This window comes from Actinoallomurus sp. NPDC052308, assembly GCF_040679195.1.
GTDB lineage: Bacteria > Actinomycetota > Actinomycetes > Streptosporangiales > Streptosporangiaceae > Actinoallomurus > Actinoallomurus liliacearum.
In genome coordinates this window covers 1-11950 of record NZ_JBFAUM010000060.1, presented here as the reverse complement: position 1 = coordinate 11950, position 11950 = coordinate 1, and the positions used below count along the sequence as shown (strand labels likewise).

Here is an 11950-nt window from a genome sequence, read left to right as displayed (position 1 = left end):
GTAGAGCGCTCGGTCGACCATCAGGCCGGTCTGCTCGTACATCCGGCCGGGGTCGGCGGTCTTCAGGTTGAAGGACGTGTCGACGACCAGCGTCTTGCCTCCGGACGACGAGGACGACGAGGAGGATCCGCCGCCGGAGCATGCGGTCAGGCTGATCGCGGACGCCACGAGGACGGGCAGGATCGCCCGCCGGGGCGCGGAGCGCAGGCTCGGCATGTACAGCCTCCGAGGGTTTCGGTCAGGGGGAAATGCGGTATTTGCCCACATCTAGACGATTAGGTACTGATAGTGCAGTGTTGTCGCCAGGGTGTCCACGGCCACCCCGAAAGTCGAGATGAACTGCTTCAGGAGCCTGCACCCATGGACGAAACGTCGGACGGATCGCCGACTGAAGAGTGGCGGCCTGGACGAATCCCCGCCGACCTGGACGCCACCAACCTGCGAATACTGGACGTTCTGCGCGAGGACGGCAGGATTTCGATCTCCGCCCTCGCGCAGCGGGTGGGCATCTCCCGCGCCAACGCCTACACCCGGTTCGAGGCGCTGCGCGCGAACGGCGTGATCGTCCGGTTCACAGCTCAGGTCGACCCGGTCCGCGCCGGGCTGGGCGTCTGCGCGCTGATCTTCGTCACCGTCCGCCAGCAGATGTGGCGGCAGTTCCGTAACCAGTTGGCGCTGATGCCCGAGGTGGAGTACTGCGCGATCACCACCGGCCAGCACGACGCGATGATCCAGATCAGGGTCCGCGACGTGGCCACGGTGCACCACCTGGTCACCCATCGGCTGGCGAGCATCCCCGCGGTCAAGGCGACCGAGACGGTCTTCATCCTCGACGAGGTGCTGCGCCGCCCCTTCATCCTGCCGTCGGACGAACGACCGCTGCCCGCCCCTCAGCCCGCCGCCGAGATCGGCCCTTCGCCGCTGGGCAGCATGCGGTTCGTCCGCGCGAACGCCGGACGCGCCGACCTCGGCGGGCAGTAGGACCGGCCTCAGGCCGCACGACCGGCCTCGGACCGCAGGGCCGGCCTCGGACCGCAGGGCCGGTCTCAGGAGTCCGCTCGACGGGTCTCCTCCTGGACGGGGAATTCCTCGCACACGCTGACCTGCGGTGTGTCGTCTCCCTCGAACTGGAACTCCTCGACCAGCTTGAGCCGCCCGTCCGGCAGCGCCTCGATGCGGCTCGTGCTGCGCCCGGCCACCGGGCTCGGGCCGCCCTTGGTCAGGTGAACGTAGTTGAGCTCGATCTGGTCGTCCCGCCGCGTCCCGACGAACCGGCCGTGCGCGACCGTGTCGCCGTCGTAGCTGCCCCAGATCACGCCGTCCGCCTCCTGGTAGACGAACTGCGTGGGCGAATCAGGGTCCACCCGGCTCGCGGTGGAGCTCACCATGACGAACCGTCGGCCGTCCAAATTGTGATGCTTCGTCTCGTTCACGGGTGCATCGTGCCGGTTTTCGCGTCATGCGCAACCCGCGCTGAACATTTCGGCCGATCCCGCGTGCCCGCATGGACGAACAGGATGGCGCGGCGCGGACGCCCTTCCAAACGTCTCGGGTACCGGCCGGCGGGTGCACCGCGCCGTGACCGCCGCCGGCCGCCGCGCGCTCGGCGCCCGAACGGGACGACGACGGTCCCGGGGAGTCCGGCGGCCGCCGCCCCCGAAATCGGGCGGCCCCCGAACAGAACGGCGCGCCACTCGCGGCGGCGGGCTCGGTGACGCCCCGGCCGGCGTTCCCGCCGGCCGGGACGCCGGGTCACCCGGTCGCCGCGTCGAAGAACCAGGCCACGGTGAGCGCCCCCGGGTCGACGACGCCGCGGGCGTGCTCGCCGACATAGCTGGCCCTGCCGCGCCGGGCCAGCAGGTCCTCGGTGGACGCGGCGCCCTCATGGGCGGCCGTCGCGGCCTCGCGCAGGGCGGTCGCGACGTCCGTGTCCCGCTCCGCCGCCTCGGCCAGCGCCCGTGCCGCGGGGACCATGGCGTCGACCATGGTCTTGTGCCCGACCTCGGCCTTGCCGAGCCGCTGCACGACCGCCGCCGCGTTGCCCGCCGCCTCGCTCAGCGCCTTCGTGGTGACCTCCGCGCCGAGGGCCTTGGCGAACTCCCGGAACCACATGCCGAACAGCGGGCCGCTGGTGCCGCCGGTGTTCAGGAAGGCGTTGGAGACGGCCGTGAAGACCGCGCCCGGCGTGTCCGCGCCGTCCGCCTCGAGGTTGGCGGCGGCCCGGCGCACGGCGGAGCCGAGATTCGTCCCGTAGTCCCCGTCGCCGGCCCGGCGGTCGAGCTCGGTCAGCTCGGCGCCGCGCCGCTCGATCTCGGCGATGAACCGCTCGGCCCAGGCCCGCGCGTCGATGGTGGTGGCGTCCATGCCCGTACTCCCGTCTGTCACCAGGTCAGCGCCGGCGTGCGGACCGGCGCGTCCCACAACTCGACCAGCTCGTCATCGGCGCGCAGCAACGTGATCGAACAGCCGCGCATGTCCAGCGACGTCACGTACGAGCCGACGAGCGACCGGGCCACGTCGACGCCAAGGTCGTCCAGGATCGCGGTGAGCTCGCCGTGGACGGCGGCCAGCTCCAGGTCGTGCGTCGATCCGAGGCCGTTGACGATGGCGATCACCGAGTCGCCGTGACCGAGCTCCAGCGTCTTGACGATCGGCCGCGTGAGCTCGCCGACGAGGTCGCGGACCGGGCCGTACGGCCGGCGCGCCACGCCGTGCTCACCGTGGATGCCGACGCCGAACTCGATCTCGTCGTCGGCCAGGTCGAACGACGGCCGGTCCTGCCCAGGCTGGGTGCAGGAGGCCAGCGCGAGGGCCAGGGTGCGGGCCGAACGGGTCACCCGCTCGCCCAGTGCGAGCAGGTCGTCGAGGGACGCTCCGCGTTCGGCGGCGGCGCCGCAGATCTTCTCCACCGCGACGACCGCGGCCGTGCCCCGGCGTCCGGGGCCGCCCTCGTCCTGCCCGTCCGTGGCCAGGTCGTCGTCCACGAGGACGGTGCGGGTCTCGATGCCGTCATCGGCGGCCAGTTCGGCGGCGATCTGGAAGTTGAGGACGTCACCGGTGTAGTTCTTGACGATCAGGAGCACGCCCTGACCGCGGTCGGCGGCCTCGATCGCCGCCTTGATCTGGTACGCGGTCGGGCTGGCGAAGACCGCGCCCGGTACCGCCGCGTCGAGCATGCCCTCGCCGACGAAGCCGACGTGCAGGGGCTCGTGACCGGAACCGCCGCCCGAGACGAGGGCGACCTTGGCCCCCTCCTGCCAGGCGCGGACCACGAACGCCGGGTCCTCGTTGTGGCGGACCAGCGCGGGATGGGCCCGCGCGAACCCCCGCAGCGCCTCCGGCACGAGGTCGGCCGGATCGTTCACCAGCTGTCGTACGGGCATGGCTCCTCCTTCACACGTCGGGTCGGCAGGGAGACACCCGAAGCACTTCGGCATGACCGCATAAGATTCGATAATGCCGAATGGCCTGAATTTAGGACGTCGGCCCGCTGTTGTAAAGTGCGATCGGCAGGCGGGCCGGAGGACGACCGGAAGAGGGCGCGGATGATCCAGTCCGTCGATCGGGCGATCCGGGTCCTGGGCGTCCTACAGGCCGAGCGCCACCTGAGCCTGTCGGAGATCGCGGCCCGGCTGGAGCTCGCGCCGTCCACCGTCCACGGCATCATCAAGACCCTGCAGGCGCACGGCCTGGTGCTCCAGGAACAGGGCTCCGCCCGCTACCGCCTCGGCCCGGCGGTGCTGAAGCTCGGCAACGTCTACCTCGACACGCTGGAGCTCCGCTCCCGGAGTCTCACCTGGGCCGGCGAGCTCGCCCGAAGCACCGGCCACGCCGTACGCACCGGGGTGCTGCTCCCGGACGAGGTCATGATCGTTCATCACGAGCCACGACCCGACGGGTCCCGGCAGATGCCGGAGGTCGGCATCGTGATCCCCGCCCACGCGAGCGCGCTCGGCAAGGCGATCCTGGCCTACGCGCCCGACCAGGCCCGAGCGCTCGAGGCCGGCGGTCCGCTGCGCAGCATGACGCGGGACACGGTGACCGACCCGGCCGAGTTCCGCGCGGAGCTCGACCGGGTACGCGCCGACGCCCTCGCCGTCGAACAGGAGGAGGCCGTCATCGGCGAGTGCGGCCTGGCGGCCCCCATCTTCGACAGCTCCCGGACGGTCGTCGGCGCCATCGGCGTGGTGATCCCCATGCTCGAATGGCCCGCGCCCGACGCCGCCGCCGGCGCCGTACGGGAGGCCGCCCGCGCCATCTCCCGCGAGCTCGGCGCGCCCGGCTGGCCCGTATCGCCCGGGCGGTGACGCCCCCGGCCGCGCGCCGTCGTGCCGGAGACGGAGCGGCTCAGGACTCGGCGGCGACGACGTCGAGGGCGTGCGCCAGATCGTCCGGGTAGGGACTGTCGAACTCCACCCACCGGCCCTCGGTCGGGTGCTCGAACCCGAGGCGTACGGCGTGCAGCCACTGCCGGGACAGCCCGAGCCGGGCGGACAGGGTCGGGTCGGCGCCGTACAGGAAGTCGCCGACGCAGGGGTGGCGGACCGCCGACATGTGCACGCGGATCTGGTGGGTGCGCCCGGTCTCCAGCTTGATGTCCAGCAGGCTCGCGGCCCGAAAGGCCTCGATCGTGTCGTAGTGGGTCACCGAGGGCCGGCCACCCGCCACCACGGCGAACCGGCCGTCCCCGGAGGGGTGCCGGTCGATGGGCGCGTCGATGGTGCCGCGCAGCGGGTCGGGATGCCCCTGGACGAGCGCGTGGTACCGCTTGTCGACGGTCCGTTCCTTGAACGCGCGCTTCAGCCGGGAGTACGCGATCTCGCTCTTGGCCACGACCATCGCCCCGGTGGTGTTGGCGTCGAGGCGGTGGACGATGCCCTGGCGTTCGGCGGCGCCGCTCGTGGCGATCGTGTGGCCGGCGCCGAGGAGGCCGCCCAGCACGGTCTGCCCGGTCCAGCCGGTGGTGGGGTGGGCGGCGACGCCGATCGGCTTGCTCACCACGACGATGTCGGCGTCCTCGTACAGGATCGACATGCCGGGGACCGGCTCGGGCTCGGGCAGCGGCGCGGACGGCGGCGCCGGCAGCGTCACCTCGAGCCACGTGCCCGCCTGCATGCGGTCGGACTTGGCGGCCGCCCTTCCGTCGACGAGGACGTCACCGGCCGCGATGACCTCCGCGGCTCGGCTGCGCGACAGCCCGAAGAGCCGGGCCAGGGCGGCGTCGAGCCGCTCCCCCTCCAGGCCGTCGGGCACGGGCAGGCTGCGGTGCTCGCCCATCAGTGCTTCGCGTCCGGGACGGAGGACGATCCCTTGCCGGCCGGGCCGGAGGATGGTCCCTTGGCAGCCGGGCCAGAGGGTGAACCCTCGGCAGCCGGGCCGTCGCCTTCCGGCGTGCCGGCGTCGGCGGTCCGGCCGGGGTCGGCGGCCGGGCCTCCCTCCGAGGCCGGAGCGGCCTCGCCGCCGGGCGCGCGGCCCGACGGGGTGTCACTAACGGCCTCGTCGGCCTGAGGGGCGTCGGTCTTCGCCGGGGCGGCGTCCTTCGCGGCGTCGTCCTTGTCGTCCCCGTCGCGGTAGACGGTGCCGTCCACCTGCAGGCCGCGGGAGGCCAGCAGCACGGCCAGCGCGCCGCCGCACACGATCGCCGAGTCGGCCAGGTTGAACGTCGGCCAGTGCGGCAGCTCGATCCAGTCCACGACGTGGCCGCGCAGCGGTCCCGGCGACCGCAGCATCCGGTCGGCGAGGTTGCCCAGCGCACCGCCGAGGAGGAGGCCGAGGGTGACGGCCCACGGCAGGCTGCGCAGCCGCCGGGCGTACCGCAGGATCGCCACGACGACCCCGGTGGCGATCACGGTGAAGACATAGGTCATGCCGTTGCCGATGCTGAACGCCGCCCCGCTGTTGCGGATCACCCGCAGGGTCAGCAGCCCGCCGGCCAGCCGGATGGGGTCGTGGTCCTGCAGCAGCGCCACGACGATGACCTTGCTGACCACGTCGAGGGCGAGGGCGACCGCCGCGACGGCGATGAGCACGCCGATGCGCCGTGGCCGTGCCGCGACTTCTTCTTCTGGGTTCATGGCGTCGCTCAGCGACGCTCCTCGCGCTGTTTGCATCTCACACATAGGGTCGCACGCGGAAAGGCCTGCAGGCGCGCCTTGCCGATCGCCTGCCCGCACGACTCGCACACGCCGTAGGTGCCCTGGTCGATCCGGACGATGGCGCGTTCGTTCTGGGCGAGCAGATCACGGGCGTTGTAGGTGAGCGCCATCGCCTGTTCACGCTCGAACGTCTTCGCTCCGGCGTCGGCCTGGTCGTCGCCGGCGCCCTCGGCGGCGTCGTGGATGCGCTCGGCGATCTGCGACTCGGCCGTCGCGATCTCGGCGGTCAGCTCCCCCATCTCCGTCTGCAACCGGTCACGGACCTCGGACAGCTCGGTCCTGGTCCACAGGTCCTCCCCCTCGCGGACCGGAAGCCGTTCCGCGGTGGCCGTGGAGATCTGCTGAGCCTTGGCCGACCGGCGTCGCGGCGCGGTGCGCGATGTACGGGGTGCCTCCGCTGTGCGATTCTTATCTTCCGCACCAGTGGTACCGTCCATATGGGCCCCCTCGCGCTGATCTTGTTTTCCAGCAGTGCGGGCAGCATAGGTCGCGGTTCGCCGGACGGCAAATGACCAGGGGTTGTCACACTCCGCATATCGCCCATTACGCCGCCATCGCGTCACTCCTCCCTGGCGTGTCATTGCCCGCGCTTGACCCCCCGAGGCCGCCCGAAACCTCCTCGTGCCCGCCTCCGCTCCGTATTCGGGAAGAAGTCACCCGCCCCCGTGCGTTATCGTCGCTATCGGCAAGGCGTTTGATGGGGACACCTGCCGCCGTACGCAGCCATGAGCGACCCGGAGACGGTGCGAGTCCGGGGGTGGGCGCGGCGGTCTGATCACCCCGTAGCCGCCGGCAGAACGGCCGTCAGGCCCAGTAGATCCGGCAGCCGACCGCAATGAGCGGGTCGTTCCCTGGTTTCGCGGAGCGGCCAAGGAGGGTGGTACCGCGGGGCTCACCGCCTCGTCCCTCCGGTCCACATGCTGTGTTGTGACGCCGGAGGTGCACCCGAATGCCCGACGAGCCGCAGGTCACGCCCGAGAGCGGGCGCGGCAGGCTGCGTACCCTTCCCACGCAGGTCGACCTTCCCGCCCTGGAGCGCGAGGTCCTCACCCGGTGGCGGCAGGGCAAGGTCTTCCAGCGGTCCCTGGAGCAGACCGAGGCCGGTCCGCAGTGGGTCTTCTACGAGGGACCGCCGACCGCGAACGGCATGCCCGGCGTGCACCACGTCGAGGCCCGCGTGTTCAAGGACCTGTTCCCGCGGTTCAAGACGATGAAGGGCTACAGCGTCCGCCGCAAGGCCGGCTGGGACTGCCACGGCCTGCCCGTCGAGGTCGCCGTGGAGAAAGAGCTCGGCATCTCCGGCAAGCGCGACATCGAGTCGTACGGCGTCGCGGAGTTCAACGCCCGCTGCCGCGAGTCCGTGCTGCGCCACGTCGACGCCTTCGAGGCGATGACCGAGCGCATGGGCTATTGGGTCGACCTCGCCCAGGCCTACCGGACGATGGACCCCGAGTACGTCGAGGCGGTCTGGTGGTCCCTCAAGGTCGTCTTCGACAAGGGCCTACTCGTCCGCGACCACCGCATCAGCCCGTACTGCCCGCGCTGCGGCACCCCGCTGTCCGACCACGAGCTCGGCCAGCCGGGCGGGTACGAGACGGTCACCGACCCGTCGGTGACGGTGCGGTTCCCGATCGCCGAGGGGCCGCTCGAGGGCGCCGACCTCCTCATCTGGACGACCACCCCCTGGACGCTGGTGTCCAACACCGCCGTCGCCGTGCACCCGGACGTCACGTACGTCGTCGCCGCCCGGTCCGGCGAGCCGGGCCGCGTCGTGGTCGCCGAGCCGCTGTTCGCCCGCGTCCTCGGCGAGGGCTGGCACATCCTGTCCCGCGTCCAGGGCGCCGACCTGGTCGGCACGCCGTACCGCCGGCCCTTCGACCTCGTCGAGATCCCCGACGCGCACCGGGTGCTGGGCGCCGAGTTCGTCACCACCGAGGACGGCACCGGCCTGGTGCACCTGGCCCCCGCCTTCGGCGCCGACGACTTCGCGACCTGCCGGGCGGCCGGCATGCCCGTCGTCAACCCGGTCAACCCGGACGGCCGGTTCGAACAGTCGGTACCGCTCGTGGGCGGGACCTTCTTCAAGGACGCCGACGCGCGGCTCGTCGAGAACCTGCGCGAACGCGGCCTGCTCTTCCGCGTCGAACGGTACGAGCACAGCTACCCGCACTGCTGGCGGTGCCACACGCCGCTGCTCTACTACGCGCTGCCCGCCTGGTACATCAGGACCACCGCCATCAAGGACCGGCTCCTGGCGGAGAACGAGGGCACCAACTGGTTCCCGGCCACGATCAAGGAGGGCCGGTACGGCGAGTGGCTGCGGAACAACGTCGACTGGTCGCTGTCGCGCAGCCGCTACTGGGGCACCCCGCTCCCGATCTGGCTGTGCGAGGACGACCACGCCACCTGCGTCGGCTCCCTCAAGGAGCTGGGTGAGCTCGCCGGGCAGGACCTGAGTGCGCTCGACCCGCACCGCCCGTACGTCGACGACGTCGCCTTCGCCTGCCCGGAGTGCGGCAAGGAGGCCCGCCGCGTCCCCGACGTGATCGACGCCTGGTACGACTCCGGCTCCATGCCGTTCGCCCAGTGGGGCGCGCCGCACCGGCGGCAGGAGGTCTTCGAGGCGTCCTACCCGGCGCAGTACATCTGCGAGGCCATCGACCAGACCCGCGGCTGGTTCTACTCGCTGATGGCCGTCGGCACGCTGGTCTTCGACCGCTCGTCGTACGAGAACGTCGTCTGCCTCGGCCACATCCTCGCCGAGGACGGCCGGAAGATGAGCAAGCACCTCGGCAACGTCCTCGAGCCGATCCCGCTCATGGACAAGCACGGCGCCGACGCCCTGCGCTGGTACATGGCCGCGGGCGGTCAGCCGTGGGCGGCCCGCCGGGTCGGCGACGCCTCGCTCGAGGAGATCGTCCGCAAGATCCTCCTCACCTACTGGAACACCGCGTCGTTCTTCGCGCTGTACGCCAACGCCGCGGGCTGGACGCCGGACGCGGCCGCCCCCGCGCACGCCGACCGGCCGCTGCTGGACCGGTGGGTGCTGGCCGAACTGCACCGCACGGTCCGCGAGGTGGACACCGCCCTCGAGGGCTTCGACACGGCCGCCGCCGGGCGTCGTCTCGCCGACTTCATCGACGACCTGTCGAACTGGTACGTCCGCCGCTCCCGGCGCCGCTTCTGGGAGGGACCGGAGCAGGACGGCGCCGGTGAGAACGCCGCGGCGTTCGCCACCCTGTACGAGTGCCTGGAGACGCTGACGCGGCTGATGGCGCCGATCGCCCCGTTCGTCACCGACTATGTGTGGGACGTCCTGCGGCGCGACGGAGACGCGGACTCGGTGCACCTGGCCGCCTGGCCGGAGGTGGACGAGACGGTCCTCGACCCGGAGCTGTCCGCCCGGATGGCCCTCGTCCGGCGCCTCGTGGAGCTCGGCCGGTCCGCCCGTGCCGCGTCGGGCGTCCGCACCCGCCAGCCGCTCGGCCGCGCGCTGGTCGGCGCCGCGGGCTGGGCGTCGCTCCCGGACGAGCTGCGCGCCCAGATCGCCGACGAGCTCAACGTCCAGGGCTTCGACACGCTCGCCTCGATCGGCGGCGAGCTCGTCGAGTACCAGGTCAAGCCGAACTTCCGCGAGCTGGGCAAGCGGTTCGGCAAGCAGACGCCGAAGGTCGCGGCGGCCGTCACCTCGGCCGACCCGGCCGGCCTCGTCCACGGCCTGCGCGACTCCGGCACGGTGACCGTCGACGCGGCCGAGGTCGGGAAGGTGGACCTGACGCCCGACGAGGTGATCGTCACCGAGCGGCCGCGCAGCGGCTGGGCGGTGGAGAGCGCCGCCGGGGAGACGGTCGCGCTCGACCTGACCGTCACGCCGGAGCTCCGCCGCGCCGGGCTCGCCCGCGAGGTCATCCGGCTCGTCCAGGACGCCCGCAAGAACAGCGGCCTGGACATCTCCGACCGGATCGACCTGTGGTGGCGCACGAGCGACGCCGAACTCGCCGCCACACTGCGTGAGCACGGCGACGAGGTGGCCGGCGAGGTGCTCGCGAACACCTGGCAGGACAGCGAGCCCGACTCGGACCTGCCGGCCTTCCGGGACGAGGAACTGCGGCTGACCTTCTGGCTGCGCCGATCCGCCTGACCGGCCCCCCGGTCGTCGCTCCGGGACCGCCGCCCCGCCCACCACGGAACGGACGGCGGTCCCGAACGCGCCGTGACGCGTCCCCGGTCCCGCGACCGGGCCACGGCCGGCCTCGCCCTGAGCCGACGCGGAGACCACCGGTTCGCCCCTGTCCGGGCCGGCGCGACCGGCCTCGTCCAGGCCGATACGGATGACCATTCCTCATCCCCACCCGCGCCGGTACGGGCGACCACGTCCGGCCTCCGGCGCGGACCGCGGCGATCCGACGAGCCGGTGGTGAGCCTGCTCGACGGGCCCGACCACGTCGCGGCCGGCGCGCCGCAGCCGGACCTGCTCCGGTCACAATGAGACACGTCTCCGTCCGCGCCGGTACGGGCCGCCACGTCTGGCCTCTGTCGGGCCGGTGCGGAATGATGCTGGCGTGGACGTACCCGACAAGCCCGTTGAGGTAGACCCGAGCCTGATGCGCGCCTCGGACGCCGACCGTGACCGGATCGCGGACCGGCTGCGCGAGGCCCTCGCCGAGGGCCGGCTCACGGCGGAGGAGCACGCCGAGCGGCTCGACGTCGTCTATCAGGCGAAGACGTACGCCGAGCTGGCACCGATCGTCGCCGATCTCCCGGGTGCCGGCGGCCCCATGCCCGCGGCTCCACAGGTGGTGCGCGACGACCTGCCGGCCCCGCAGGCGAGCTCGCCGAACCTGGTCGCCATCTTGGGCGGCGCCGAGCGCAAGGGCCGCTGGCTGGTCGAGCCGCACACCAACGTGGTCGCCGTGCTCGGCGGCGTCGAGCTCGATCTCCGCCAGGCCGTGCTCGCCCAGCGCGAGGTCACCATCAACATCACGACCATCATGGGCGGCGTGTCCATCACCGTTCCACCCGGCGTGCGCGTGGTGAACTCCGTGACCTCCGTCATGGGCGGCTGCTCACTGCCGTCCGACGACACGGTAGGCCCGGACGCCCCGGTGATCCGGCTCACGGGCATGGCGTTGCTCGGCGGGATCGACGTCAAACGGCTGAACGTCGACCAGGGCGCTGAGCCTGCGGCGGTCGACGGCGGTGACTTCCACGCGCGGCAGCGGAGCCTGCACCGTGAGTTCCGGGAGAAGCAGCGCGCGGTGCACCGGGAGTTCCGTGAGCAGCAACGGGAGCTGCGCCGGCACCGGCGAGCCCGCTGACGCGGCCGTCCGGGGACCTACACCGTATCGGCCGAGCGAGTCGGCCTCCGCGACCTGATCACCGGCGTCCACTGCGTTCTAGCAGCAGCATCCACCAGTGATCTGTGAGTGTTCAGGTGGCGCTTGTGGGTGAAGTGCTGTCAGGCTCGGTGCCCGGCGATTTTGGTTGGCTCTCCCGTGATCACCGCGGACGAGGCCGCCCTGAGTTTCCCTGCCGTCGGCGTTGACGGCCGATGACCGGTTCGCCCCGTCCGGCACGTCGATGCCGACGGCAAGGTGACTGATTCGTCCGCCCGATGGCTCGCGGTTCCGGGAGGTGGGGCGGTAATGCCGCTAGAGGCACTCTGGGGGTCATGCAGCCGGGCGGAGATCCCTCGGACGCGACCTGGGCCCGGCCGCCCGCGGCGGGCGCCCCGGGGGGAGGACCGCCCCCCCAGGAGCCCGGCCTGTCATCATGGTGGTTGGTAAGAAAGTGGT

Annotated in this window: 11 protein-coding genes and 1 pseudogene; 5 read left to right on the top strand and 7 right to left on the bottom strand. The window is 72.1% G+C overall.

Annotated elements, in window-relative coordinates; translation table 11 throughout:
* Positions 1-216 (bottom strand): annotated as a pseudogene (locus tag AB0L00_RS45400) (ABC transporter substrate-binding protein); the annotation flags it as partial.
* Positions 217-360: 144 nt separating this feature from the next.
* Here AB0L00_RS45400 and AB0L00_RS45395 point away from each other — a divergent pair.
* Positions 361-981 carry an Lrp/AsnC family transcriptional regulator gene (locus AB0L00_RS45395; protein ID WP_364444446.1) on the top strand — a complete coding sequence of 207 codons (621 nt, stop codon included), beginning with the start codon at positions 361-363 and terminating at the stop codon, positions 979-981.
* Positions 982-1046: 65 nt separating this feature from the next.
* Here the strand turns inward: AB0L00_RS45395 and AB0L00_RS45390 are convergent, their stop codons facing one another.
* The 3 genes from AB0L00_RS45390 to dhaK all read right to left on the bottom strand — a co-directional run bounded on the left by AB0L00_RS45390 (position 1047) and on the right by dhaK (position 3383).
* Entirely contained in the window at positions 1047-1433 is a 387-nt protein-coding gene (locus AB0L00_RS45390; protein WP_364444444.1) for a hypothetical protein, read from the bottom strand.
* A gap of 319 nt (positions 1434-1752) precedes the next feature.
* On the bottom strand, positions 1753-2364 hold the full coding sequence (dhaL, locus tag AB0L00_RS45385; RefSeq protein WP_364444442.1) for a dihydroxyacetone kinase subunit DhaL: 612 nt from the start codon (positions 2362-2364) through the stop codon (positions 1753-1755).
* 17 nt (positions 2365-2381) lie between these two features.
* A complete protein-coding gene (gene dhaK, locus AB0L00_RS45380; RefSeq protein ID WP_364444440.1) occupies positions 2382-3383 on the bottom strand; it encodes a dihydroxyacetone kinase subunit DhaK in 1002 nt (333 codons plus the stop codon).
* 162 nt (positions 3384-3545) lie between these two features.
* On the opposite strand from dhaK, the gene AB0L00_RS45375 reads away from it, so the two are divergent.
* Positions 3546-4307 (top strand): IclR family transcriptional regulator, encoded by a 762-nt coding sequence (locus AB0L00_RS45375; RefSeq protein ID WP_364444438.1) that lies wholly within the window; start codon positions 3546-3548, stop codon positions 4305-4307.
* Between the two features lie 40 nt (positions 4308-4347).
* Here AB0L00_RS45375 and AB0L00_RS45370 read toward each other — a convergent pair whose 3' ends face one another.
* The 3 genes from AB0L00_RS45370 to AB0L00_RS45360 are packed head-to-tail and all read right to left on the bottom strand — an operon-like array spanning position 4348 to position 6493.
* Positions 4348-5277 carry an RluA family pseudouridine synthase gene (locus AB0L00_RS45370; RefSeq protein WP_364444435.1) on the bottom strand — a complete coding sequence of 310 codons (930 nt, stop codon included), beginning with the start codon at positions 5275-5277 and terminating at the stop codon, positions 4348-4350.
* Complete coding sequence (lspA, locus tag AB0L00_RS45365; RefSeq protein ID WP_364444433.1) at positions 5277-6074, bottom strand: signal peptidase II; 798 nt, start codon at positions 6072-6074, stop codon at positions 5277-5279. The genes AB0L00_RS45370 and lspA overlap by 1 nt, the downstream gene beginning before the upstream one ends.
* An 8-nt stretch (positions 6075-6082) precedes the next feature.
* A complete protein-coding gene (locus AB0L00_RS45360; protein WP_364444449.1) occupies positions 6083-6493 on the bottom strand; it encodes a TraR/DksA C4-type zinc finger protein in 411 nt (136 codons plus the stop codon).
* A 611-nt stretch (positions 6494-7104) separates the two neighbouring features.
* On the opposite strand from AB0L00_RS45360, the gene ileS reads away from it, so the two are divergent.
* The 3 genes from ileS to AB0L00_RS45345 all read left to right on the top strand — a co-directional run bounded on the left by ileS (position 7105) and on the right by AB0L00_RS45345 (position 11473).
* On the top strand, positions 7105-10296 hold the full coding sequence (gene ileS, locus AB0L00_RS45355) for an isoleucine--tRNA ligase (RefSeq protein WP_364444431.1): 3192 nt from the start codon (positions 7105-7107) through the stop codon (positions 10294-10296).
* Between the two features lie 72 nt (positions 10297-10368).
* The gene (locus AB0L00_RS45350; protein ID WP_364444429.1) at positions 10369-10644 is read left to right on the top strand and encodes a hypothetical protein; all 276 of its coding nucleotides are present in this window, start codon (positions 10369-10371) and stop codon (positions 10642-10644) included.
* Positions 10645-10717: 73 nt separating this feature from the next.
* Complete coding sequence (locus AB0L00_RS45345; protein ID WP_364444428.1) at positions 10718-11473, top strand: DUF1707 domain-containing protein; 756 nt, start codon at positions 10718-10720, stop codon at positions 11471-11473.
* Positions 11474-11950 lie beyond the last annotated feature (477 nt).